The following is a 23,905-nucleotide window of genomic DNA, read 5'->3' as shown; positions in this document are numbered from 1 at the left end:
TGCGAACGCCGCCGACGGCGTTGTCAACCAACGTAATTGCCTGGGAAGGGGAATGACCGTGACCACACTTCCGGTGCGCCGGCTCGGAGACCGGTACGTCTCGGCGATCGGCTTCGGGGCCATGACCCTGACCCAGGTCGCGGGCTTCGACCGCGCGCGGGGGCGTCGGGCCGTGCATGCGGCCCTCGATGCGGGAGTGCGACTGTTCGACACCGCTGATGTGTACGGGCCGGCGGGGGGAGGAGACGGCGTCAACGAACTCGCGCTGATCGATGCGCTGCGGACCTGGTCGGGCTCCCTCGACGACATCGTCGTCGGAACCAAGGGTGGGCATCTGCGCTTCCCCGAAACCGACACCTGGTGGATCGACGGGAGCCGGGAACAGCTGCGGAGGGCCTGCCTCGCATCAATCCGGCGTCTCGGACTCGATCCGTTGCCGTTGTACCAACACCATCGGCCCGATCCCCAACGGCCATACGAGGAATCGATGCTCGCGCTCCGTGAACTCCACGACGAAGGCCTCGTTCGGCGGGTGGGGATATCGAACGTCGACGTGGCGCAGATCGATCTGGCCCAGACGATCCTGGGTGACGCGTTGGTGTCCGTGCAGAACGAGTACTCGCCGTCGGCACGGTCGGCGGATGCCGAGATCGGCGCGTGCGAGGCGCGCGGTCTCACTTTCCTGTCGTGGGGACCGTTCGGCGGGATGCGGCAGGCAAAGTCCCTCGGTGGGGAGTCGTCGGCGTTCGCAACCGTCGCGAAGCAGCGAGGCGTGAGCATTCACCGGGTTGCCCTGGCATGGCAGCTCCACAGGTCCCCGGCGATCATTCCGATCCCGGGTGCTTCCCGGCCCGAGTCGGTCCTCGACTCGGCGGCTGCCGCGTCGCTGCACCTGAGCGCAGAAGAGATCGCGACCCTCGACGGGGCGGCGCCGGCCGACCCGAACGAGGGAGGGCTTCGCTGAACTGACCTCGATTGCGTCCCTATGACGGATCACTCGTTCCGCTGTCTTGACACGGCGTCAGTCACGGCGTTTGACTTGCACGCAAGCTCGTGTTGACTGGCCGGATTGTGTTCTGGGAGGTTGACGTATGCGCGGCACAGGGTTGGCGGGTCCGGGGCATCGACGCGGAGCAACACGCCACCGCAGGACGATCTCGGTACTGGCAGTGGTCGGTGTGTGCCTCCTCGTCCCGGCGGCCACGCAGACGGCCGGCGCCGAACCAGCGGCAGACACCGGGTTCGCGATTCCCTTCGCCGGGGCGCCCGGCTACGAGCACCTGGCACCCACGCAGGTCACCGGACCGGGTCAGCTCAACGCGCCACTCGGTCAGCAAGCGGCGGACGAGATTGCCGGCCAGATCGGCCTCACCAGGGACGACGCACTGTCCGACCATCAGTATCGCGACCTCGTCACCGGCGGCGGAGTCGGCGGCAGCCGCGAAGCCGCCGAGGTGATCGATGCGTGCGCGCGGATCCTCACCAATACGAACGGCCGTCCCCTCTATTCCAACGTCGACGGCCGGCTCACCCCGTCGGTTCTGGCCAGCTACGGGCTCTACGTGAACACCAGCGGGCTGTTGGAGAGTCCGGCCAACGCGGACGCGCCGACGAGGCAGGTGAACTCGCTGATCGCGCCCGGTGGTTTCGTGGGCACCTGGTTGAGGGACAACGGTGCGACGCGTTCCCTGATCGCCCTCTACCGTTCGGCGTACACGGCGCAAGCGGTCTATGGCTTCGCAGCGCAACAGATTTCGGGCGCCGCTCAACTGGTGACCAACACCAAGGGGGGTGTGAGTTCGGAGGTGGGCATGTCGATGGCGCCGCCGCTCTGGACAGTGAACTTCGCGCTGCTCTACATATTGAAGCCGTCGCTCGCGGCCGCGATGCCTGCCCACTGGGCGCCCATCCCTGCGGCGGTTGCCGCCGCCGTGAAGTCGAGCCCCACCGGCCAGGTTCCGTTCAGCGACTACGCGCCCTACTTCCGGTGATTCGATTCACCAACCCTTGACCGCAGTCCCGTCCCACCGTGGATCGGCCAACAGCTCCGGTGCCGGACCGACGAAGGCGCGCGCGGCGTCGGGGTCGCCGGTGAGGGTGAAGCGCAGCCACGCGATGAGGTATCCGCGGAATCCGCCTCCGTCGGTGGGCCAGTTGTGCCCCACCCCCAGCAGTCGGCCGCGGGCCGCGGGCCCCGGGCTCACCGCGTGATAGGCGGCCTGCGGTACGGCCGTCGAGACCGGATCCTCGGCCCCGGTCAGGTAGAAGACCGGACCGGTCAGTCGAGTCACGTCGATGACGTCGACGGGCCGAGAGGCCCACCAGGGATCGGGCAGGTCGAGCACCGCGGTGGAGGTGATGAGTCCGTCGGAGTTGGTGCTGGCGTTGATCGATCCCCCGGCGCCCTGTGAATGTCCGACGGCGGCGACGTGAGCGACGTCGACGCGGTCGTGGAAGACGCTCTCCGGGTTGTCGTTCTGCGCCAGGATGTAGCGCGCCGCCGCCAGGATCTCGGTCCCGTCGCCGGTGACGCTGCTGTCGGCGACCACGACCACGAAGCCCCAGGAGGCCAGGTGGCGCAGCAACTCCTCGTACTGCTCGTACGTCGCGTAGCTTCCGTTGCCGAAGGTGACCACCGGATGGCGGTCGGGGCCGGTGGCGATGTCGGCGGGGTGGAACACCTGGTATCCGGGCACCGCAACCGATGTGACGGGGTGGATGCCGGTGGCCGCGTAGCGCTCGCTGACGGACTGCCGTTCCAGGGCGGCGGGAGCAGCCGGCGCCGCGGGACCTGCGTCGGGAGCCGATGCGAGGGCTGGAACCGAGAATCCGGACGCCATCGGCATCGCGATGATCGCCGCGAGGAGCAGTGTCCGGGTGCGTCGGGTGGTGGGCGCAAGAGGTCGTCGCAACGTCACGAACGCACCCTATCCAGTGTCGGGGCTCCTCCGAGGCCCGCTACACCCGGAGGGCCCGGAACATCCACGACGCAGAACGTCGGTGGCCGACCAGCGACCCTGCCGACCCGATCCTTGCCGACCGGCAACGCCGCTGAACGGGACTTCCGCACCGCGTCATGAGGTTCGGCGGTGGCGGCTCGGCGTGGGCGGTGCACGTCGACTGATTCGGGGGTGACAACCAGGACGGCGCCAGATCCGAGTCAACGGGTCTGGCGCCTCCCTGGCGACCGGGTCCTCGAGCGATCCGGATCGGTCTTCGCTGCTGCGGTGACGATGCTCAGGGACGAAGGATCTGCGGGAAGTCGGGAACTCGGACGGTGGTCACCGGGTACCTCGGGTCACGACCGTGGACACCACGGTCGTGAACGATCCACCGATGTTCACGGTGAGGGCGCGTCGGGCGTTGTCGACCTGATGGTCTCCCGCTCGGCCGGTGACCTGTCGAGCGGAGTCCAGCACCATCCGGACACCGGTGGCACCGACCGGGTGCCCGTGCGACATCAACCCGCCGCTGGGGTTCACCGGCAGCCGCCCGCCGCGTTCGATGGAGCCGTCCATCACCACCTCGCCGCCCTTGCCCGGCTCTGCCAGTCCGATGTGCTCGAGCGTGACCAGTCCGTTGATGGTGAAGCAGTCGTGGATCTCGGCGACGTCCAGGTCGTCCACCCCCGCAATCCCCGCGCGACGGTAGGCGTCCTCGACGGCTCCGCGGAGGTGTGGGAAGAGGTGGTCCCGGTCGGCGCTCTGGGCGAGCTTGTCCGCGAGCAGCAGGGTCGCGGTGCGGTGGCCGAACCCGGCAATGGTCGCCTCCTGGTCGAGGTCGGCTCCCGTCCGCCGCGCCCACGCTTGCGCAAACTTCGGCCCCGCCAGTAGGACGGCGGCACCGCCGTCGGTGATCCGTCCGCAGTCGGTCTTGCGGAGCATCCCCTCCACGATGGGGTTCACCTCGTCGTTCTCGTCGAAGGATCCGGCCGGGAATTCCCAGTCCCTGGTCTGCGCAAGACCATTGCGGGATCCGTTGTCGAACGCGATCTCGGCGAAACGTCCGAGATGCGCGTGATCGAGGCCGTAGCGCCGGTCGTACTCCTGCGCGATGTCGGCGAAGAGCGCGGGCCACGGATACTTCACATCCAGTGCCTCCCGCCCCGCCCACGCCGCGGTGCCCAGGTACTCCGCGGCCGTCTGGGCGGACACATTGCGCATCAACTCGACCCCGACCACCAGCGCCACGTCGTATCGGCCGGACTCGATGTCGGCACATGCGGCGAGCACCGCCGTGCTGCCGGAGGCGCACGCCGCCTCGTGCCGGGTGCTGGGTACGCCGTCGAGCCCCGGCACGGCTGCAACCACCATGCCCCCGAGCTGAGCCTGGCCCGCGAAGAGCTCCCCGGCGAGGTTGCTCACGTGAACGACACCGACCTCGTGGTCGTCGACCCGCGCGTCGGCGAGGGCGGCAGGCACGGTCTCGGCAATCATGTCGACCAGGCCGAGCCCCTCCTTCGACCAGTTCCGCGCGAAGTCCGTCTGGGCTCCGCCGAGCACGTGGACGGGGTTCGTCATCTGTTCCTCCTTGTAGTCGTCGGGTTCGGGAAAGGCGACGGGCCCCGCCGCGCGACGCGCGAATGTGGTGGGCGCCGGCCGGTTCCCGGCAAGGCCGGTGGTCCGCGGCGTGAAGCGGTTCGCGAACGGCCTCGCGCAGGAGACCTTCGAACCGCCCCTCGGCGAGCACCGTAAGCCGAGGGGCGGTGTGCCTATGCGCGCGCCTCGGCCAGCTGATCGGCGCGCACCCAGGTGGCATGGAAGCCGGAGGGCACCCGACGCGGCAGCAGCACCCGGGCGATCGGTCCGGCCGCGACATCCTCGGCATCGAAGATGTTGATCTCGCCCCGATCCTCGGCCTCGTCGTTGACGAAGCACACCAGGTAGCCGTCGGTCTCGCCCGTCGATCCGTCGCGCGGTGCGAAGGGTGCCTCCGAACCCCAACGCCCCGAACCGAACTTGTGCTCTTCCTTCGTGCCGGTCTGCGAGTCGAATCGCACGAGCCCGTCGAAGAGCAGCGTCGGCTCGTTCGCGAGGCTCATGCTGTACGAGTACCGGTGCGAGCGACCCATGACGCGCGAATCCACGCTCGGGAACTCGATGTTGGCGTTGTCGAGTTCGGTCTCGATGGTGGCGCCGGTGCGGAGGTTGAAGCGATACCGGTAGAGCTGCGCATCGAGCCGCATGTACGCGAGCATGTTCGACAGGGGCGACGCGAAAGTCGTCTGGTGCTGGGGGTTCTTCACCCGGCACACGTCCATGACGATTTCGTCGCCGGCCTCCCACGAATTGACGACGTGGTAGATGTAGCAGGGCTTGACCTCGAACCACCGCACGTCGCTGCCGCTTCCGTGGCGGGGAATGACCGCGAAACGAGCCGGGAGTTCCTGATCGTAGAAGATCCGGTACTTGCCGGCCCGGCGCGCGTCGTGGTCCTGCACCAGCGGCAGATCCATCAGGATCGAGTAGTTGGCGGTGATCGCGATGTCGTGCGGAAGTCGCGGGCCCGGCAGATCGATCTGCGTCAGATGTGTCTGACGGCCGTCGGCGCCGATGATGCCGTAGCGCAGGAAGTCCTGGTCCGGCCCGTAGTCGAACCAGATCAGTTCGCCGGTGGCCTCGTCGACCTTCGGATGGGCCATCATGTCACCGGCGAAGGTACCCAGGAAGTCCTGCGCACCGAGCGTATCCAGGGACAACGGGTCCACGCCGTAGGGCGTTCCACAGAGGTACCAGGTCGCCAGAACCTGGCCTCGGTGGTAGATGACGTCGGTGTTCGCGGAATCCTTGATCCCGAGGCCGTGTCCGTTGCCCCACGGATTGTCCTTCGGGTTCTCCATGAGACCGGTCCACAGGGCGCGGCCCGCCTCGGACTCCTCGTGAAACGCCCTGGTCAGGACGTACCGATTGCGGTAGCGCACCTTCCCGTTCTCGAAGTGTGCGGCATGGATCATGCCGTCGCCGTCGAACATGTGGTAGCGGCCCGGAGCCTCGAACTGCCGGTTCGGGCCGTTGCGGAGGTACACACCGTTGAGGTCCTTGGGGATCTCGCCGATGACTGTGAGATCGTCCAGGGTGAGTTCGTCGCGGACGGGTGCGAACACCCCGAGGGTGTACGGATTCTCGTCGGCGCTGTCGACCGGGCGTGCGACGGCGATCGGGTCGCCGTTCGCGCCGGGCTGGGTGGTGGTCATGGCTACTCCGCTTCGGTGGTGTCGAGGTTGAGTTGAGTGGATGAATGCTGGTGCGGTGCCTGGGGGTAGAGCACCATCTGGGTGCAGCGGAAGAGTGCGATCGGACTTCCGGCGCCGTCGTGGACGGTGGCGTCCCACACCTGGGTGCGTCGCCCGCCGTGGACGAGTGTCGCGGCCACCGTCACCGATCCCGACCGCGCCGTGCCGAGATAGTTGGTCTTGAGCTCGAGGGTGGTGAATCCGGACGCCGTGGTGGGCAGCGCCAGCCGTGCGCCGACGCCGCACACCGTGTCGGCCAATGCCACGACGGTGGCCGCGTGCAGGTATCCGTTCGGCGCCAACAGTTCCTCGCGAACGGTCAGTTCACCGGTGACCGCCGCCGCCGACGCCTCGAGGATGCGCATTCCGACCAGGCCCGGAAGCCGTCCCGCGAGCATCGCGGTCATCTCCTCGGCCATGGACCCGCCGGACCCGGTCGGCGTCGCACGCGGCGTGCCCACCGGCACGCCGTCGACCTCTGGTGATCCCATGGTCAGCCGACCTTCGCGACCGCGCCACGGATGTCTCGCCGCTGCAGCTTTCCGACCGGGTTGCGGGGGAGCTGGTCGACCGTGACGAGCCGCTCCGGCAGCTTGAACGAGGCGACGTCCTTGGCGCGCAGGAACTCGACCAGATCCTCGAGCACGACTCCGTCCCCGGCCTTGGGAACGACCACCGCACAGCACTTCTCACCCAGGACGTCGTCGTGGTATCCGACGATGGCCACGTCGGCGACGGCGGGGTGGTCGATGAGGATCCCCTCGATCTCGGCCGGAGCGATGTTCATGCCGCCCCGGATGATGATCTCCTTGCTCCGATCGACGAACCTGAGGTACTCGCCGTTGTCGCCGCACAGTTCGAAGATGTCTCCGCTGCAGAGGTATCCGTCTTCGTCGAACGGGCTCGTCGCCGCGGTGCCCTCGAGGTAGCCGGCGAAGATCGTCGGTCCTTTCAGCCGGAGCTCGCCGCGCCCGCCGACCGCTGTGACCTGCTCGCCGGTCGCGAGATCCACCAGGCGCGCCGAGGTGCGCTCGGCCACGCCGGTGGCCCACGACCGGCCCGGTGCGCCGTAGTTCGGCAGGTACTCGGCACGGGTCATCGGGTCCGGGGTGTCCGACGGGGCGCCGAGCAGGCACACCCCCTCGTTCGACCCGAAGAAGTTGAGCACCTCGACACCGAGCGAGTACTGCCAGTCACGCACGACGCCGGGGGGCAGCGGGGCGCCGCCCGAGCCCACCCGGCGGAGCGCGGACAGATCGTGCGCGGCCCGAATGTCCTCGCGCTGCAACAGCATGGTGAGGATCGCGGGCGGCATGCTGGTGTGGGTGACCTGATGGCGCTGGAGCTGATCGAGATAGACGGCCAGGTCCAGTGGGTGATGGTGGACCAGGTGGCCGCCGCCGAGCAGCCACGGCAGCAGCGATGTCGCGAACCCGGCCATGTTGACCATCGGGAACGGGTTGAGCATGACGGACGTCTCGTCCGTTTCCAGACCGTCCTGAACCGCCTGCCCGACCGCGATCCAGTCACCGTGGCAGCGGGGCACGCCCTTGGGTGCGGCCTCGGTGCCGCTGGTCCAGCAGATCGTGATGCAGTCGTTCACCGACCGGGGCAGGGCCGCGTAGGCGCGACGCGCGGCATCGAGCGCTTCGCCGGTGGCCGGGGCCGCGTCCAGTGGCAGGCCCCCGCGCGACGCGGGCGGGCCGAACGTGAACACGGTGCGCAGCGAGGGCAGCGCTCCGATCAGGCCGAGTGCCTCCTCTGACGGCGCGCGGTCGCCGAGGCTGTTGACGGTGACGACCGCGACGGCCGAGGCGGATTCGACGATCCGGGTCAGTTCGTGTCGTCGATACGAGGCCGGCATCGGGGACGCGATCGCCCCGAGGCGCCACAGCGCGAAGTAGGTCGCGGTCAGGGCGACGGAGTTGGGCATGAGCACCGCGACGACATCGCCGGGACCGATTCCCGATGCGTGCAGCTTGGCGGCGAGGTCGTCGACCCGTGCGTCGAGCTCCCGCCACGTCAGTGCCTCGGGCTCGAGCCCGCACAACGCGGGCAGATTCGTCGGATCGGTCACCGCAGGGGCATCGCCGCGGCTCCGGACCTGGCCGTCGAGGAGGTCCAGCACGGTCAGCGGAGACCACCAGTGGTGTTCGAGATGGTCCTGGACACGGCGATCGGGATGACACGGGCGTAAACGGTTGGCGGCGTGGCCGTCCGAGATGGCATTCATGGCGTCCTTTCGTGCAGTGGTCTGGGCGGGAGATCAGCGGAGTCGGCGGACGACGACGGCGGCGCCGAGCCCGAGAGCTGCCGGGATGGTCACGAGGGCGTACTCGCCGTCGACTCGGGAGAGCTGGTCCAGGGCGTTGACGAGCAGGGCCCCGCCGCCCGCGCCCAGCGGGTGGCCGGTGGCGAGGGATCCGCCGAGCGGATTGACCTTGTCGGGATCGACGCCCAGCTCTCGGGTCATCACCAGGACGGAGGCGGCGAAGGACTCGTTCGCCTCGATCACGTCGAGTCGTCCGGCGGTGATCCCCGCGTTCGCGAGGGCACGCCGGGATGCGGCGACGGATGCCGTGAGCAGCGGTGAGCGCACGGCGGCCTGGGCGACGCCCACCACCTCCGCGATCGGCTCGTGACCGATCCGATCGCGTGCGGCGGAGGACCCGAACACCGCCAGCGCCGCACCGTCCGCCATCTGCGGGGCGGTGGCGGCGGTGTGCAGCCCGCCGTCCGGGAGCCCGACGTCGGCGAGGCGCGTCGCCACGCGGCTCCATGACGGGTCCTCGCCGAAGAGCGGGGCGAGCTCGGCGAGCGATTCGAGGCTGACGTCGGGTCGGGGTCCCTCGTCCGACTCGAGAATCGTGGCGTCGCCCGATCGGACCGGGATCACAGACGGGGACGGCGGGGCCGCGGCGGCGCGGCGGTGCGAGGTCACCGCGTAGGCGTCGAGATCCGGTCGTGTCAAACCGTATTGGGCCGCCAGGAGATCCGCGGAGACCCCGATCGTCACATAGCCGGTGCGGTCCCCGAGCTCCTCGTCGGCGACGAAGGCGGGCCGGTCCGACAGCATCGGCACCCGCGACATCGACTCGACTCCACCGGCGACGACGACATCGGCGATGCCGGAGGCCACCTTGGCCGAGGCGGACTCGATGGCGTCCAGTCCCGAGCAGCACAGCCGCGAGACCACCCCGGCGCCCACCTGATCCGGCCAGCCGGCCCAGAGCACACCGGCGCGGGCGACGTTGCCGCCCTGGTCGCCGACGGCCGTGCTGGTGCCGACGATGACGTCGTCGACCGTGTCAGCGGGGAGCCCGCGTTCTTGCAGGGCGGACAGCAACTGCGCGAGGAGCTCGTGCGCGGGTACGTCGGCGAAGGTGCCGCCCTGACGCCGGACCCGCGCCTTCGGCGTGCGGATCGCGTCGTAGATGTAGACACCGGATGCGAACTGGGACATGGTCACACCCCCTCGATCTGGCGGCGATCCTGGACGATCCGGAATCGCCCGGCGACGAAGGACTCGTCGGTGAGGGTCGCGTTGCCGGCCGGGTTGAGGCCGGTGACGTGGTAGTCGCTGTAGGCGGCCGCGAACTGCATCGGCATCGAGGACACCAGATTCGCCGACAGGGAGGCCCCGGCATCGGCGTACGCGTCGGCCACCTCGTCGACGACGGCGTCGTCGGTGCAGTAGAGGTACGAGCTGATCGCACCGTGGCTGCGGACCGCCGCGGTCGCGTGCTCCACCGCGGACCCGGTGTCGGCGCAGTCGACGAGGAACGCGACCGGACCGAACTGTTCGCCGTCGGGCAGCGCCTCGCCTCGACGGGGGTCGACCCGGATGATCAGCGGGGTCACCGCCCGGGCCTGGGGGTAGTCGGGATGGGCGTACGGTGCCGGCCTGCGGAGCAGGGTTCCGCTCGCCTCGGCCGCGTCGGCGAGCGCGGTGATCGAGTGCAGCGTCGCGTCGGATTGCAGTGCGCCGCAGACCGCCCCGGCGCGGCGAGGTGCACCGGCGAGGTCGTCGACCGCCGACATGAGGGCCGCGATGACGTCGTCTCGCGCGATCACGCCGTCGTCCGTGCGCACGCCCGCATCGGGGATGTAGATGTTCTGGGGCGTGGTGCACATCTGGCCGCTGAACAGCGCGAGACCGCCGGCGAGCGTGCGCATCGCCGCCGTCAGGTCGGACACGGAATCGAGGACGACGGTGTTGACGCCCGCGGTCTCGGTGAACACCAGCGTGTTCGGGACGTTGTTCTCCAGCCACGATCCGAACGTGGGGCTGCCGGTGAAGTCGACGATCCGCACCTCGGGGCTGGTGGCGAGCCGTCCCGCGACAGGAGCGTCCGCGGTGTCGACGACGAGCTGAACGGCGTCGGCGGGCAGCTGCGCCTCGGCCAGCACCTCGCGCAACACCTCCACGGCGAGCGCGGTCGCGAGCACCGAGCGGGGGTGCGGCTTGACGAGAACCGGATTCCCGGTCGCGAGGTTGGCGAGGATCGCGGGGTAGGCGTTCCAGGCGGGGAACGAGGCGCAGGCGACGACGAGCGCGGTACCGAGCGGGCGGGTGCGGAATCGCTTCTGCAGGGTCACGTCCGACTTGCCGAATCTCTGCTGCCACCTGACGTGTTCGGGGACCCGGGTCATGACCGACCAGGCCATCGCCACCGCTTCCAGGCCGCGGTCGAGCGCGTTGGTGCCACTTCCGCTGCAGGCCATGTTGAGGCTCTGTCCGGTGGTGTGGGAGGTGACGGCCGCGAATTCCGTACCGCGGCGGTGGATCCGGTGCAGTGCCTCGAGGCACACCCCGACCCGGCGCTCGATGCCCGCGTCGCGGAGGGCGGTGGCGGTGGCGGTCGCGCCCGCGAGCGCCTCGTCCACCGACGGCGCGCTGTAGCTGACATTGAGCGACTTCCCGGTGTACGGCGAGACCTCGTCGGCGGTGATCACCGAATTGGTGGGAGACGAAAGCCTCAGGGTGACACCGTCGTAGGCGCCGACGAGGGCGTCGGACTGCGCGGCGTCGGGCGGGGTGACGGGCGCGTACCCGGTCCACGCGGTGCGGGTGCGATTGGCCTCTGCCGCGGCCTGCAGCAGTTCGAGGTGAGTTTCGAAGAACATGGGCGCTCGTTCCTGTGTCAACAGATGTGTGGCGAGATCAGTCAGTCATCGGGGTGGGGCGTGCGGATGAGGGGCGGGTGTCCGCTTCGGCCGAATTAACTACTGTTATTGAAGTGAACCAGGACACAGAGTTGGTTGTCAACGGTCGACCACGTCGGACCGTGTGGTGAGGGCGCTTCGCCTAGAGGGGGAGCCGGTTGCCGAACGGGAAGGGCTCGAAGCGCACGGACGTGCGTTCCAGCCTGGCGTCGCATCCGCGGCAGCGCAGCGCCGGGAGCAGCCGGGAACCACAGTCGGGGTGGTGGAGTTTCGGACCGAGCGGGAGAGCATCGGGATGCGCGACCTGCGTCCACGACAGCAGGAACGCGAAGATCGGGAACAGTCCCCGGCCGCGTGGCGTCAACAGGTACTCGCGACCGCCGCCGTGTTCGCTCCGGGCGAGTATCTGCACCTCGGACAGTCGTCCCAGACGCTCGGTGAGCGTGGTCGGCGAGATCTTCAGGATCGACTGGAACTCGCCGAACCGGCGAACGCCCGACAACGCCAGGCCCGTGACGAAGGCGCTCCAGCGGTCGCCGATCGCCTCCATGACCTCGGTGAACTGGAGATCGACCCGGCTCACCGACGGGGCGTTGCGGGTCGATCGCCGTCGCCCGCTCCGGGTCGCGAGCACCAGCGATTCGGGATCGAGTTCGAGTTGCGCATCCCGCGTGCCGACGGTGCGGCCGCAGTGCCGGCACATCAGCGCCGGTGGCCCCCGGTGGCCACAGTCGGTGTGCACCAACTCGGGTTGCAGAACCCCCTCCGGGGACCACTCGCGCTGCCACGCCCAGAGGCTGACCAGGATCTCCCACGTCGCCACGCCGAGTTCGGTCATGAGGTAGTCGTGGCGGTCGCCGCCGTGCGGCTGGGGTCGGCGTTCCATCAGGCCCGCCTCGACCAGCGCGTTCAGTCGTGCCGTCAGCATGGCCGGTGGAGCGCCGGTCCGGTCGATCCACTGGCTGAAGCGGCGGACGTGGTCGACGAAGGCCTCCCGCAGGATGGCGAGGGTCAACCGGTCGCCGAGCAGGTCGATCGTCTGGGCAACCGGGCTCGGGGGTGTGGCGGCCACCGATTCGGCCACGTCACCCACCTCCCGGTCCTGCCCGCGGCGATCGCGTCCCGCGGATCGCTTGTTCAGGCCTCCAACACAATAGCGATGCCCTGTCCCACGCCGATGCACGCGGCCGCGACGCCGATGCCCCCGCCGAGCCGGCGGAGATGGCGCAGGCAGTCGACCACCATCCGGGCCGCCGATGCGCCGAGCGGATGGCCGAGTGCGATGGCGCCGCCGAAGGGGTTGACCCGGTCGACCGGGATGGGGAGTTCACGCAGGCAGGACAGGACCATCGCGGCGAACGCCTCGTTGAGTTCGAGCACCCGGACGTCGGCGAGCCCGAGACCCGCGCGGTCCAGGGCCTTCGTGATGGCGGCGACGGGTGCCAGCGCGAACTTGTCGGGCTCGGCGCCGACGACCGCCGAGGCCAGCACCCGGCCGAGCGGCTCGACACCGAGTTCGTCGGCGACGGATCCGGTGCCCACCAGCGCGGCGACCGCGCCGTCGCTGATCGGCGACGAGTTGCCCGCGGTGACGCTGCCGCCGCTGGAGAAGGCCGGCCGCAGGGCGGCCAGGGTCGCGGCGTCGGTCTCGCGGATCGATTCGTCGCGGCCGAGGTCCGGGTGCGGCGCGACGAAGCCGTCGTGCACGCCGTCCGTCCAGGCCCGGGCCGCCAGCCCATGGGACCGAAGGGCCCATTCGTCCTGCTCGGTCCGGCCGACGCCCAGTTGCTGCGCCACCAACTCGGCCGATCTACCGAGCGTCTCGACCCAGGCCGCGGGGAATCGAGGGTTCGGCATGCGCCACCCGACGGTGGTGGGGACCAGCTCCATCGACCGGGGGAACGCGGAGTCCACCGGGGGCAGCACGTACGGCGCGCGGCTCATGCTCTCCGAGCCGCCGGCGATCGTGATCTCCGCGTCACCGACCGCGACCCGTCTGACCGCGGACAGCACCGCTTCGGCACCGGAGCCGCACAGTCGGTTGACCGACACGCCAGGAATCGTGTGCGGGAGTCCCGCGAGCAGCACCGCCATCCGAGCCACGTTGCGGTTGTCCTCGCCCGCGCCGTTGGCGTTGCCCCAGACGACGTCGTCGATGCGGCCGGGATCGAGGGTGGGATGCCTGCGGACCAGGTCCGTGATCGGAAGCGCGGCCAGGTCGTCCGCTCGGACGTGGGAGAGCGCCCCGCGCGCAGCACCGAACGGGGTCCGGACCGCATCGATCACCCACGCGGAGTGTCGGTCGGACGGGGAAAGGCGTTGGGGCATGGGGGACTCCTCCTGTGCGGTCCGGGTGCGGCCTTGCGGAAACGCGCCCGCCGATGTCTACTTCAATAACTGTAGCGAATGGAAGGAGTCTCATGTCCATAGCCGACGTGCTGAGCGCCGCGGCCGACCGGTACGGGCCCGCGATCGCGATCGAGGACGGCTGCGGGACCCGAACGTTCACCGAACTGTCCGACCGGGCACACGCGCTGGCCGGGGGCCTGCGTCGCCTCGGCATCGCGGCGGGGAGCCGGGTCGTGGTCCTGCTCGGCAACTCGATCGCCGCGGTCGAGGTCGATCTCGCGCTGGCGATCGGCGGTTTCGTCCGGGTCTCGCTCAACCCGCGCGTGGGCCCGATGGACTGGGAACGCGTCGTCCACGACTGCGAACCGGATGTGCTGGTCGTCGATCCCCGGATCGACGGTGCGACCGAGTTCGCCGCGCGGATGACCACGTCGACCGTGATCACCGTCGGCGGGACGACGTCGACCGGGCCTTCGCTCGACGAGGTGGCGGCCGGTGGCGCGGGCCGCCTCGCGATGCCCACGCCCGAGCCGGATTCACTGTGCGCGCTGCACTATTCGTCCGGGACCACCGGGGTCCCGAAGGGCGCCCAGCGGACCCACGCGAACCGGCTGGCGTCGCTGGGCGCCATGCGCGACCAGGTGCTCGCCGGCACCCTCGGCGGTGCCGAGCCGGCGGTGTTCCTGCACGCGGGGCCCGTCATCCACACCAGTGGGCTGTTCGTGCTGCCGTTCGTCGAGGCCGGCGGGCGCCAGGTGCTCCTCGATCACGTCGGCCCGGCGGGTCTGATCGATGCCGTCGAGGCCCACTCCGCGACCCACACGGCGTTGGTGCCCACGGTCATTGCCCGACTGCTCGACTTCGACGATGCCCGGCTGTCGGTGATGCGGCGCATGCGCATGCTGGCGTACGCGGGTGCGCCGATGCCGGTCGAGCACATCCGCCAGGCCTACCAGCGCATCACGCCCAATCTCGTTCAGTACTACGGCATGGTCGAGGCGATCCCTCCGCTGACCGTGCTGACCGCGGCGGACCACCGTCGCGGTGTGTGCGAGAACGCCGACGTGCTCGGCTCGGTGGGGCGAGCCTGCCCGGAGTCGGCGATCGAGTTCCGCGGGCACGGTGTCACGGTTGCCGACGGAGAGATCGGCGAGCTCGTCGTCGCAGGCCCCGCCGTCAGTCCCGGCTATCACAATGCGGGTACCCGAACGGATCTGGGCAAGAGCCACGTCGACGGCTGCCTGTACTCGGGCGACCTCGGCTACCGCGACCCGGACGGCTACATCCACCTGACCGGTCGCAGCAAGGACATGATCATCACCGGCGGGTACAACGTCTATCCACGCGAGGTGGAGGAGGCGATCTCCGCGATCCCCGGGGTCGACGATGTCGTCGTCGTCGGACTGCCCGACGAGATGTGGGGGCAACGCATCGTCGCCGCGTACACCTCGGCGGCAGAGGCGGGTGTCGACGACGCCGTCGTGCTGGCGGAGAGCCGCACGCGCCTGCCCGACTACAAACGCCCCAAGGCCGCCCACCGCGTCGACCGTCTCCCGTTGACCGCGCTGGGAAAGGTCGACCGGGCTGCCGCCGCCGAGCTGCTCGTCGCCCTCGTCCGAGCCGCATCATGAACTCCCGCAATCACTTACACCGACAGATCCCGAAAGAGGACACCATGACCGACTCGTTGCTGGCCACCCTGAGGCTGCCCGTCGTCGCGGCGCCGATGTTCCTGGTGTCCGGCCCGGAGCTCGTCACCGCCGCCTGCACCGCCGGCATCGTCGGGTCCTTCCCGACACAGAACTGCCGCACCGCGGCGGACCTCGACACCTGGATGGGATCGATCACCGACCAACTCCGCGCGGCCGAGGCCACCGCAGGCCCGGTCGCCCCGTGGGCGGCAAACGTGATCACGCACAGCAGCAACGCCCGCCTCGAGGACGACCTGCGCCTGATCGCCGAATACAAGCCGCAGATCGTCATCACGGCCCTCGGGTCCCCGAAACCCGTGATGGACATCGTCAAGGGTTACGGCGGCACGGTGATCGCCGACGTCGTCAACCTGCGCCTCGCGCGCAAGGCCGCGGACGCGGGCGTGGACGGCATGGCCTGCGTGTCGGCCGGAGCCGGCGGACACACCGGCCATCTGTCGCCGTTCGCCTTCACATCCGCCGTGCGCGAGTACTTCGACGGGATGATCATCGTCGGAGGCGGCATCAGCGACGGTCACGGTGTCGCGGGTGCGATCACCGCAGGCGCCGACCTGGTCTACATGGGCACCCGGTTCCTGGCGGCCTCGGAGAGCATGGCCGTGGACGGGTACAAGCAGATGGTCGTCGACCACGGACCCGACGACCTCGTGATCAGTTCCGCGATCACCGGAACCCCGGCCTCCTGGCTCAAGCCCAGCCTCGTCGCCTGCGGCCTCGATCCCGACAACCTGACGCCGCCGACCGGGGAGAAGAACTACACCGCCGGCGCGGAATCGATGAAGCGGTGGAAGGACGTCTGGGCCGCCGGTCAGGGGCTCGCGCCGATCCGTGCGATCGAACCGGTGAGCACGATCGTCGAGAGGATCGAGGGGGAGTACGTCGCGGCACTGCAGCGGGCGAGTCGGTTGACCACGACTGCCGTGATGTGAGTCCGCGAGCGGGGTGTGCCGCAGGATCCCGAGTCGGTGCGGATTGCTGCCCCGGATCCTGTTGCCGTCGGCATCGCTCGAGCACTCCACGCGTCGGATCTTCTTCTGCGACACGCGCGGTCCGACGATCCGTGGGGACGAGACATCGGCGATGCGCCGAGGGCTGGCGGAGAGCCGAAGGTGCTTCTGCGCAAACAGTTCTGGAATCAGGATCCCGCGTACTCACCCGACGGCTCCGTCCTGGTCTTCTCGAGCAACCGTGGCGGCAACAACGGTTCCGAGATCTACTCGATGCCCGCCGGTGGCGGAGCGATCACGCCGCTGACCGAGTCCTACGCGGTGCACCCGCAGTTCACCCCCGACGGCTCACGCATTCTCTACACCCGGGCGACGACGCAGTCGGGGGAGCTGGTTACCGACATCTCCACCTCGAATCGTGCGGAGCTCGCGTCGATGAATCCCGACGGATCCGACCGGAAGCGGTCCACGCCTCGTTCGATCACGGCCCAGGCGCCGAGTATCGGTGGGGGACAGTGACTCACGGAGGTTTCGCCAATCGATGATCGCAGTGACGTTACATGCCAGGGTGGTCGATCCCCACCCGCCCAGCGGTGAGAAGCCTTGCGAGATTCGCAGTTCGACGGAATGGACAGCCCCGGGAGCGGAGGAGTGCTCCTGCGGGGTCCGTCGAACGCATTCCCGGAGGCGCTGAGCCTGCCCGCGCAGATGCCGATCGACGCGACATCTTCATGCCGCGAGTATCGCGTGGATTCGGCTGCCCAGGTCCGGATCTGGATCTTGTTGCCGGCGCTCGACGGCATGACGCTGCCTGTGGTGCTCGGGATCGAACGCCGTCGGGACGACCGAACGGAGCGGTCTACGCCTCGATCGGGTCGTACCAGTCGGCGTTCTTGAGCAGCACCCGCGTGCCCAGGTCGCGGTTCCATTCCGGCTCGATGCCGTGCCGCCGGAAGACGGGAAACATCACATCGTCGAGCAGGCGCCTGACGTCGGCCGTGTAGAGGTCTTCCTTCGCGTCATCGCTGAGTGCGTCGTAGGTGGCCTCGTCGAAGTCCTCGGGCGGGAAGGCGCCGTAGCCGATGTACGTCTCGCCGGCCTCGACGAGACGGTCGGTGTCCTGCTGGTGGAAGTAGGCGTAACCCTTCCAGTGGCGGCTGTCGTCACGCTCGCCCCAGATCTCGCCGGACGCGCAGCTGCCGCAGCAGGAGAAGTCCGCGCGGGCGACCACGCCGCCGGCGTTGAGCTCCTCGAACGCGGCGATCGTGCGGGAGGTGTACGCGCCGATCTCCGCCTGCTGGCGCAGCCGCGCGGTGCGCAGCGCGCCGAACGCCGCCTCGAGCTGTTCGTCGGTGAGGTCGTGGTCCTCGCCGTAGATGTCGATGAAGTCGTCGACGTCTCCCCGGCCGGTGATCAGCTGATTCCAGATCTGCTGGGTCAGCTCGGCGCGATCGTCGTCGTCGAGGGGCAGGTCGGGCAGAGTGGCGTAGGGCGGGATCGTGTTCGGGTTCGACAACGCGCTCACGTCGCCACCTCCAGTCAACGAGCGGAATCGGGCGAATCGCCCCGGCGGTGGCGATCGTAGCGCCCGTCGATCCACAGGCCGGTACACAGGCCACGACATGATCGGCCCCTGCACCGATCCGTGTGGAGGAGCGCCGCCAGATCGGCGAGCGCACCCATGAGGGCCGGCTCGTGCGCCGCGCAGGCGGGCGACGTGGCCGACCCGTAACATCCGGTGTGGCTTCAAGGGCATCCTGCCGCGCCGTGGGAACCCGGAACCGTGGGTTCGGCCTGCGTCCTGGGCTGACCGCCCCGCGGAGGGATGTGCACGATCCGACACGCTGTTCCGTTCCATCCGCACGCCATCCAGAGGAAGAGTTCATGAGCGTCCACAACTTCACCGTCGCGACCGCTGACGGCACCACCGAGGACCTGAGCGGCTACGCCGGCAAGTACCTGCTCATCGTCAACGTCGCCAGCAAGTGCGGCTTGACACCCCAGTACGAGGGCCTCGAGGAACTGAACCGCAAGTCCGACGATCTCGGTCTGCAGGTCATCGGGTTCCCGTGCAACCAGTTCGCGGGCCAGGAACCCGGCACCGACGCCGAGATCCAGGAGTTCTGCCGCGTCAACTACGACGTCACCTTCCCGGTCTACGGCAAGATCGACGTCAACGGCGACGACGCGCACCCGCTGTACCAGCACCTGCGCGCCGAGGCGCCCGGCGACTTCGGCCCGGACCACGGGTTCCTGTTCGAGCACGTCAGCAAGACGATGCCCGAGTCGATCGGTACCGACGCGGTCAAGTGGAACTTCACCAAGTTCCTCGTCGACCCGGAGGGCAACGTCGTGCGGCGCTTCGAGCCGACCGTCCTGCCCTCGGAGATCGAGACGGCGCTCGCCGACCTGGCCTAGCAGCGTCCAATCCAGCTCAACCGCCCCCGGGGAGCTTCCCCGGGGGCGGTTCCGTTGAGCGCGTCGCGCGGTCAGTGACCGGTCAGCGGCGCTGAGTCGTACACCTCTCGTTCCTCTGGCGAGCTGGACCGGACCCCGATACCCCCGAAGGCCCCGGGAGCATTCCGCTCCCGGGGCCTTCGTCGTTCCGCGTGGGGGCTTCCCGCCGCCGTCAGGCGGTGCGCTGCGCGGCGTCGTGTGCCGCGATGTACCCGTAGACGAGGCCCTGCCCGATGGTCGCTCCCGCGCCCGGGTAGGTGTTGCCGAACGCGTTCGCCGCAGTGTTGCCGATCGCGTAGAGCCCCGTGACGACGCTCCCGTCCTCGCGGAGCACCCGCGCGCGCTCGTCCGCCGTGACGCCACCGCAGGTGCCGAGGTCACTGAGCGTCATCTTGACCGCGTAGAAGGGCCCGCGGTTCAACGGCCGCAGGTTCGGGTTCGGCGTGACCGTCGGGTCGCCGTAGTAGCGGTCGTAGGCACTGGCACCGCGCTGGAAGTCCGAGTCGACGCCGGCGGCCGCGGCTTCGTTGAAGCGGCGGAACGTGTCCGCGAACGCGTCCTCGGGCAGACCGGCCGAGCGCGCGAGTGCGACGGGATCGGACGACTGGTGTGCGATACCGGCGTCGTACCAGGACTGAGGCAGCGGCTGCCGGGGGAACAGACCCGCCGCGAAGATGTAGCTGTTGCGGTACGCCTGGTCGAAGACGATCCACATGGACTCGACCGGGTCGCTGGCCCGCTCCCGCTCGAGGATGCGCTGGCCGAACGACATGTAGTCGGTGGACTCGTTGACGAAGCGTCGGCCGGTGTGGTCGACGATGAACGACCCGGGCAGCGACCGTTCCGCCAGCATGACGAGGGGGTCGTGACCGGGAAGGGCGGCGACGGCCGGGAACCACCAGGCCTGGTCCATGAGGCCGATGTCGGCACCCGCCTGCTGCGCGATCCGGATTCCGTCGCCGGTGTTCCCCTCCGCGCCGAGGCTCTCGTGATCGGCGAGCCTCTCCGACTGGAACTTGTGACGCATGTCCATGTCGTGGTCGAAGCCGCCGGTCGCGAGAACGACACCGCGCCGTGCCGTCACGGTGACCTCACGGCCGTTCTGCTCGACGACCGCGCCGGTCACGGCGTCCCCGTCGGTGATCAGGCTGACGAGCGACGTCTCGGTCCAGACCGGGATCTTGGCGTCGAGCACGCCCGCGAACAACCCGGCGGCGAGGGCCTGCCCACCGGCCATGTACTCGCGACGCAACGCGAGTCCACCGATGCCCTGCGCGACCCGCTTGACGATGCGCGGCAGGCCCTTCGACGGCACGCGCGCGACGAGGTTCATCCACTTGTAGTCCGCGCCGGTGGTCGGCATCGGGACCGGGGCCTCCATCACGCCGGGACGCAGCCGGGGCCGCTCGGCACCGAGGACGGAGGCGTCGAACGGCAGGCACTCACAGGTCCGGCCCGCCGCGGATCCACCGGGCAGTTCGGGGTGGTAGTCGGAGTACTCCTTGGCCCAGAAGAATCGCATCGGGGTGGTCCGACGCAGCATCTCGACGGTGGCGGCGCCGTGGTCGAGAAACGCCGTGCCGCGCTCGGCCGGCGCGGAGCCCTCGACCACGGAGCGGACGTACGTCCGGGCCCGATCGAGCGTGTCCCCGGAGTGGGATTCCTGCAGGACCGGGTTCGCGGGAATCCAGAACGCACCGCCGGATCGTGCAGTGGATCCGCCCACGTACTTCGTCTTCTCGATGACCAGGGTCGACAGACCCAACTCGTTCGCGGTCAGGGCGGCAGCCATGCCCGTCCCTGATCCGACGACGAGCAGGTCAACCGTTACGTCACGCGCAAGGGTGGGGGGCAACTCGCTGCGCTTGCTCACAGTTGGACTCCTGTTCATGTTGCTGCTCATGGCGATTCGCGCCAACGCTAGGAGTGAGGTGGGTGGTCGTCCACGACGCGTCCCGTGGAGTGGGAGCTTTGGTCTGGGCCGATCCGACTCGCAGCCGGGCCCGCCGGTGCCGGTGCCAGTTGTAATGAGTTGCACAACAAAGCATGCAGAACGAACGCCGTAATGCGCCTTTTCCGACCGGGCGCGAAATACCGGGCCGTGTGGATTCGAAAGCTGTTCAATTGGCCTGGTTTTCAGAGATGAAACTCGAGATCACGGTATATCCCATTCCCCGACCACCGGTAGGCTTTACGCCGTAAAGGGTTCGGGACGCGATGGGAACCGCTGTTCTGCCGTTCATGGCCGGGTGGGCGTCGGAATCGGTCAGCAGGGCACTCGACGAGCTCGGGCCTCACAAGTCCGACGTCTGCCGGGGTGAGGGCGCCGAGCGTATCCGGTCCGACCGCGACGGATGTGTGCGCGAAATCCTCGACGAACTCGAGGCCCCGGCCGGGTCGTCACCCAAACCTCTGTTGACACGCCGCGAGCGCCAGGTCGCCGAACTTGTTCCACGGGGTCGGACGAACCGCCAGATCGCGCGCGCGTTGGGAATCGCGGAGAAGACTGTCGAAGTCCACGTACACCGCATCATGGGAAAACTCGGCGCAAGCAGTCGGGCCGAAGTTGCGGCGTGGTGTATCGCACAACGCGCCCACTGCGGCGCCGGGAAGTAAGTGATTTCCCCAGTAGCGAGCCAGTGTTTCCCGGCCTGATCCTGATCTCGAGAGTTGAGCATGCCCGGTGCTCACGACAGCATCGACGATCATCGAGGTGAGAACAATGTCCTGGGCCGGCACGCATCAATGGTGGCGGGCACTGCGGAGGTTGCGGCAGAAATCGAACGCCGGGGGGCGGCGTGCTGCCCTGGCGTCCGGAGTTGGTCGGAGTGTTCGGCGACCCGGACGGACTGATCGCGGCGCTTCGCTACCGGTGGAACCTGACGATGCAGGCACAGGCGGACGAACTGGCCGGCGCGGACGGCGACGCCTACGAACGTGCGCTGATCAACGCCAATCGAGGTGTGTTGCGCCTCTTGCAATCGGTTGACCGCGGCGTGACGGTCGCCGCGTCGGCGGTGGCCGCGTCGTGAGACCCGTTTGTCGGACTTGATGCGGGAGGGGTTTGAGGGGTTCACCAATGGCGGGCTCTACCGGGCCACATGCCGATTGGACAGTTTGACGGTCGGTAATTCGGATGCGGTTGACGTTCGAGCGTCGTCGAGGGGGAATCACTGCTCGGGTTCGCCGCAGGCCGCTCGCGTCCCCATTCCAATGATTGGGGATATGTCTCCCCGCTGTCGGTGAAAGTCCCGGCGGAACACACCGCATTCGACCGGTACCAGCCGGGCTTCGTGATCAGCGCGTGAGGCGACGTCGCTGGTCATGAAGGGTCTCCGGGGCCGATGAGTTCCAGCCGCGGAAGTGGTCTCTTCTTGCGAGATGCAACCGTGGAGGAGTCGACATGCCGCTTCATGTCCACCAATCGCCCGAGCACCGGGTCACCGTAGGTGACGTCGATCTGTGTGTGACGACATTCGGGGACCGGCGGTGGCCGCCGATGCTCCTGCCGTGCACATCGAGACTGTTCTGGGAAGACGGGTTCTGCGACCGGCTCGCCGGCGGCGGCCGGTTCGTCCTGCGCTACGACATCCGCGACACCGGCCGGTCGACTGCGTATGCGACCGGCTCTCCCGGCTACAGCCTCCGTGACTTGGTCGTGGACATCATCGGACTGATGGATGCGTTCGAATTTCCGCGAGCTCACCTGGTGGGCTTCTCCGTGGCCGGATGGATCTGTCAGCTTGCCGCCCTCGACCACCCCGACCGTGTGTCGGCACTGACCCTGATCAACACCCGTCCGACGTCCCCGGGTCCGGCGGACTCGGATCTGCCCGGACACGCGGACCGCGTCATCGAGTTCCTCGCCAAGGCACCCGACCCGGACTGGTCCGACCGGGCGGCCGTGATCGACTACGGCGTCGAACAGGCCCGGGTACGCGCGGGCGCACACGGATTCGACGAACGGGAGTCGCGGCAACAGACGACCCGAATGGTCGACCGCACCACCAACATGGCCTCGAGCATGCGCAACCTGGCGTTTGTCGAGGCGGGCGACCGCTGGCGGGAGCGTCTCGGCGACATCGCCGTGCCGACCCTCGTCGTCCACGGTACCGATGACCCGTTCTTTCCGTACGGCAACGGACAGGCCATGGCTCGAGAGATCCCCGGCGCCGACCTGCTCCCCCTGAACGGCATCGGCCACGAACTTCCGCCCGCCACCTGGGATCGACTGCTCGCCGCCATGCTGGCACTCCAGCCGGAATCCTGATCGACGAAGGGGGTCGGACGGCAGGCCGGACGCGGGGCGGGCGACCGCGTGATCATTGTCGTGTTTGTGTGTAACACAACCGAATTGGCAGTGGGGTGGAGGAGGCCGCCTCCGGACGGGCGCCCGACCGGTCGGGCGCCGCTCCGCCCTGGCCGCCTGCACGCCGACAATGACGACACCCCGCCGCTGGGTCCGGATGTGTGAACCGGGAGCGACGGGGTGTCGGGGCATTCTCCTACCAAATGGCAAGCACGCCTGCTGTATCCGAACGAGGGAGGGCGAGTGGCGGGCCGCTTGGGGGAGGGGTGTTCACCAGCGCCAGGGGGGGTGACTCGGCGCGGAGTCGGTTTTTGTGCGGACGGTGCGCGAACTCGCGGTATGCCATCGTGCTTCACGACCGTCCACGGGGTCACAAATCGTTCGGGATACAGGCCAGTAGCGGCTGGCCGGTGAGCAGCCTGCACAGCAAGTCAAACGGAGCCAGCGCCACACTGTTGGCGAGGTCGGTCGATCCGGAGTTCTGGCCAGGGGCCGCGTGGAAGAAGCTGCTGCTGCCGGAATCGGCGACATCGGCCGGATTTCCGAGGGTGAGGGGCGCGGCCGATGCCGTATCCGCGGTGCCCAGGGCGATGGTCGCGCCGGCCAACGCAACGATGATTGAACGCTTCACGGTGATCCTCTGCGCTAGTGCTGTTTCGACGCCGAGCGACGCCGTTGAGAACCATATATATCGCTCGCCCGGTCGGTGGCTGATTCGACCGCATCGGTTGCA

21 protein-coding genes are annotated in these 23,905 nt (G+C 68.9%); 9 read left to right on the top strand and 12 right to left on the bottom strand.

Annotated features, from left to right (window positions below; translation table 11 throughout):
- Window positions 1–52: 52 nt before the first annotated feature.
- Both ABD951_RS01740 and ABD951_RS01735 read left to right on the top strand, forming a co-directional pair.
- Window positions 53–964: an aldo/keto reductase gene (locus ABD951_RS01740; RefSeq protein ID WP_345341442.1), complete on the top strand. Its 912-nt coding sequence runs from the start codon at window positions 53–55 to the stop codon at window positions 962–964.
- Window positions 965–1,091: 127 nt separating this feature from the next.
- Entirely contained in the window at window positions 1,092–1,991 is a 900-nt protein-coding gene (locus tag ABD951_RS01735) for a hypothetical protein (protein ID WP_345341441.1), read from the top strand.
- 6 nt (window positions 1,992–1,997) lie between these two features.
- On the opposite strand, the gene ABD951_RS01730 is transcribed toward ABD951_RS01735, so the two are convergent.
- From ABD951_RS01730 to ABD951_RS01690, 9 genes are all read right to left on the bottom strand, one after another.
- Window positions 1,998–2,918 (bottom strand): poly(ethylene terephthalate) hydrolase family protein, encoded by a 921-nt coding sequence (locus ABD951_RS01730; RefSeq protein WP_345341439.1) that lies wholly within the window; start codon window positions 2,916–2,918, stop codon window positions 1,998–2,000.
- A 363-nt stretch (window positions 2,919–3,281) separates the two neighbouring features.
- A complete protein-coding gene (locus ABD951_RS01725) occupies window positions 3,282–4,520 on the bottom strand; it encodes an acetyl-CoA acetyltransferase (protein WP_345341437.1) in 1,239 nt (412 codons plus the stop codon).
- A gap of 191 nt (window positions 4,521–4,711) precedes the next feature.
- Complete coding sequence (locus tag ABD951_RS01720) at window positions 4,712–6,193, bottom strand: carotenoid oxygenase family protein (protein WP_345341436.1); 1,482 nt, start codon at window positions 6,191–6,193, stop codon at window positions 4,712–4,714.
- 2 nt (window positions 6,194–6,195) lie between these two features.
- Complete coding sequence (locus tag ABD951_RS01715; RefSeq protein WP_345341434.1) at window positions 6,196–6,723, bottom strand: PaaI family thioesterase; 528 nt, start codon at window positions 6,721–6,723, stop codon at window positions 6,196–6,198.
- A gap of 2 nt (window positions 6,724–6,725) precedes the next feature.
- Window positions 6,726–8,465: a class I adenylate-forming enzyme family protein gene (locus ABD951_RS01710; protein WP_345341432.1), complete on the bottom strand. Its 1,740-nt coding sequence runs from the start codon at window positions 8,463–8,465 to the stop codon at window positions 6,726–6,728.
- Window positions 8,466–8,498: 33 nt separating this feature from the next.
- The gene (locus ABD951_RS01705; protein ID WP_345341430.1) at window positions 8,499–9,695 is read right to left on the bottom strand and encodes a thiolase family protein; all 1,197 of its coding nucleotides are present in this window, start codon (window positions 9,693–9,695) and stop codon (window positions 8,499–8,501) included.
- A 2-nt stretch (window positions 9,696–9,697) separates the two neighbouring features.
- Window positions 9,698–11,359, bottom strand: coding sequence for an aldehyde dehydrogenase family protein (locus ABD951_RS01700; protein ID WP_345341428.1), 1,662 nt, complete (start codon window positions 11,357–11,359; stop codon window positions 9,698–9,700).
- Window positions 11,360–11,540: 181 nt separating this feature from the next.
- Entirely contained in the window at window positions 11,541–12,482 is a 942-nt protein-coding gene (locus ABD951_RS01695; protein ID WP_345341426.1) for a winged helix-turn-helix transcriptional regulator, read from the bottom strand.
- Window positions 12,483–12,535: 53 nt separating this feature from the next.
- Window positions 12,536–13,726: a thiolase family protein gene (locus ABD951_RS01690; RefSeq protein WP_345341425.1), complete on the bottom strand. Its 1,191-nt coding sequence runs from the start codon at window positions 13,724–13,726 to the stop codon at window positions 12,536–12,538.
- A 92-nt stretch (window positions 13,727–13,818) separates the two neighbouring features.
- On the opposite strand from ABD951_RS01690, the gene ABD951_RS01685 reads away from it, so the two are divergent.
- The 3 genes from ABD951_RS01685 to ABD951_RS01675 all read left to right on the top strand — a co-directional run bounded on the left by ABD951_RS01685 (window position 13,819) and on the right by ABD951_RS01675 (window position 16,925).
- On the top strand, window positions 13,819–15,378 hold the full coding sequence (locus tag ABD951_RS01685) for a class I adenylate-forming enzyme family protein (RefSeq protein ID WP_345341424.1): 1,560 nt from the start codon (window positions 13,819–13,821) through the stop codon (window positions 15,376–15,378).
- 44 nt (window positions 15,379–15,422) lie between these two features.
- A complete protein-coding gene (locus tag ABD951_RS01680) occupies window positions 15,423–16,388 on the top strand; it encodes an NAD(P)H-dependent flavin oxidoreductase (RefSeq protein WP_345341423.1) in 966 nt (321 codons plus the stop codon).
- A 180-nt stretch (window positions 16,389–16,568) separates the two neighbouring features.
- Window positions 16,569–16,925 (top strand): TolB family protein, encoded by a 357-nt coding sequence (locus ABD951_RS01675; protein WP_345341421.1) that lies wholly within the window; start codon window positions 16,569–16,571, stop codon window positions 16,923–16,925.
- A gap of 340 nt (window positions 16,926–17,265) precedes the next feature.
- Here ABD951_RS01675 and ABD951_RS01670 read toward each other — a convergent pair whose 3' ends face one another.
- On the bottom strand, window positions 17,266–17,931 hold the full coding sequence (locus ABD951_RS01670; RefSeq protein ID WP_345341419.1) for a DUF6891 domain-containing protein: 666 nt from the start codon (window positions 17,929–17,931) through the stop codon (window positions 17,266–17,268).
- A 359-nt stretch (window positions 17,932–18,290) separates the two neighbouring features.
- Between ABD951_RS01670 and ABD951_RS01665 the strand changes: the two genes are divergently transcribed.
- On the top strand, window positions 18,291–18,824 hold the full coding sequence (locus ABD951_RS01665) for a glutathione peroxidase (protein ID WP_345341417.1): 534 nt from the start codon (window positions 18,291–18,293) through the stop codon (window positions 18,822–18,824).
- A gap of 211 nt (window positions 18,825–19,035) precedes the next feature.
- Here the strand turns inward: ABD951_RS01665 and ABD951_RS01660 are convergent, their stop codons facing one another.
- Window positions 19,036–20,754, bottom strand: a complete 1,719-nt coding sequence (locus ABD951_RS01660) for a 3-ketosteroid-delta-1-dehydrogenase (RefSeq protein ID WP_345341461.1) — start codon at window positions 20,752–20,754, stop codon at window positions 19,036–19,038.
- 326 nt (window positions 20,755–21,080) lie between these two features.
- Here ABD951_RS01660 and ABD951_RS01655 point away from each other — a divergent pair, with 326 nt between their 5' ends.
- From ABD951_RS01655 to ABD951_RS01645, 3 genes are all read left to right on the top strand, one after another.
- Window positions 21,081–21,479, top strand: a complete 399-nt coding sequence (locus ABD951_RS01655; RefSeq protein ID WP_345341415.1) for a helix-turn-helix domain-containing protein — start codon at window positions 21,081–21,083, stop codon at window positions 21,477–21,479.
- Window positions 21,480–21,691: 212 nt separating this feature from the next.
- Window positions 21,692–21,895, top strand: coding sequence for a hypothetical protein (locus ABD951_RS01650; RefSeq protein ID WP_345341413.1), 204 nt, complete (start codon window positions 21,692–21,694; stop codon window positions 21,893–21,895).
- A 467-nt stretch (window positions 21,896–22,362) separates the two neighbouring features.
- On the top strand, window positions 22,363–23,133 hold the full coding sequence (locus tag ABD951_RS01645; RefSeq protein ID WP_345341411.1) for an alpha/beta fold hydrolase: 771 nt from the start codon (window positions 22,363–22,365) through the stop codon (window positions 23,131–23,133).
- 409 nt (window positions 23,134–23,542) lie between these two features.
- Here ABD951_RS01645 and ABD951_RS01640 read toward each other — a convergent pair whose 3' ends face one another.
- Window positions 23,543–23,803, bottom strand: a complete 261-nt coding sequence (locus ABD951_RS01640) for a hypothetical protein (RefSeq protein ID WP_345341410.1) — start codon at window positions 23,801–23,803, stop codon at window positions 23,543–23,545.
- Between the last annotated feature and the right edge of the window lie 102 nt (window positions 23,804–23,905).

It is taken from the genome of Rhodococcus olei, from assembly GCF_039540555.1.
Classification (GTDB): domain Bacteria; phylum Actinomycetota; class Actinomycetes; order Mycobacteriales; family Mycobacteriaceae; genus Rhodococcus_G; species Rhodococcus_G olei.
Note: the sequence above shows the minus strand (reverse complement) of the source record. Positions and strands in the feature narration are given on the sequence as shown.

Coding starts and splice junctions, on each gene's coding strand:
- ABD951_RS01645 (WP_345341411.1), top strand. CDS start 22,363: ATGCTCCTGCCGTGCACATCGAGACTGTTCTGGGAAGACGGGTTCTGC.
- ABD951_RS01725 (WP_345341437.1), bottom strand. CDS start 4,520: ATGACGAACCCCGTCCACGTGCTCGGCGGAGCCCAGACGGACTTCGCG.
- ABD951_RS01660 (WP_345341461.1), bottom strand. CDS start 20,754: ATGAACAGGAGTCCAACTGTGAGCAAGCGCAGCGAGTTGCCCCCCACC.
- ABD951_RS01715 (WP_345341434.1), bottom strand. CDS start 6,723: ATGGGATCACCAGAGGTCGACGGCGTGCCGGTGGGCACGCCGCGTGCG.
- ABD951_RS01665 (WP_345341417.1), top strand. CDS start 18,291: ATGAGCGTCCACAACTTCACCGTCGCGACCGCTGACGGCACCACCGAG.
- ABD951_RS01700 (WP_345341428.1), bottom strand. CDS start 11,359: ATGTTCTTCGAAACTCACCTCGAACTGCTGCAGGCCGCGGCAGAGGCC.
- ABD951_RS01720 (WP_345341436.1), bottom strand. CDS start 6,193: ATGACCACCACCCAGCCCGGCGCGAACGGCGACCCGATCGCCGTCGCA.
- ABD951_RS01710 (WP_345341432.1), bottom strand. CDS start 8,465: ATGAATGCCATCTCGGACGGCCACGCCGCCAACCGTTTACGCCCGTGT.
- ABD951_RS01680 (WP_345341423.1), top strand. CDS start 15,423: ATGACCGACTCGTTGCTGGCCACCCTGAGGCTGCCCGTCGTCGCGGCG.
- ABD951_RS01705 (WP_345341430.1), bottom strand. CDS start 9,695: ATGTCCCAGTTCGCATCCGGTGTCTACATCTACGACGCGATCCGCACG.
- ABD951_RS01655 (WP_345341415.1), top strand. CDS start 21,081: ATGGGAACCGCTGTTCTGCCGTTCATGGCCGGGTGGGCGTCGGAATCG.
- ABD951_RS01735 (WP_345341441.1), top strand. CDS start 1,092: ATGCGCGGCACAGGGTTGGCGGGTCCGGGGCATCGACGCGGAGCAACA.
- ABD951_RS01740 (WP_345341442.1), top strand. CDS start 53: ATGACCGTGACCACACTTCCGGTGCGCCGGCTCGGAGACCGGTACGTC.
- ABD951_RS01685 (WP_345341424.1), top strand. CDS start 13,819: ATGTCCATAGCCGACGTGCTGAGCGCCGCGGCCGACCGGTACGGGCCC.
- ABD951_RS01690 (WP_345341425.1), bottom strand. CDS start 13,726: ATGCCCCAACGCCTTTCCCCGTCCGACCGACACTCCGCGTGGGTGATC.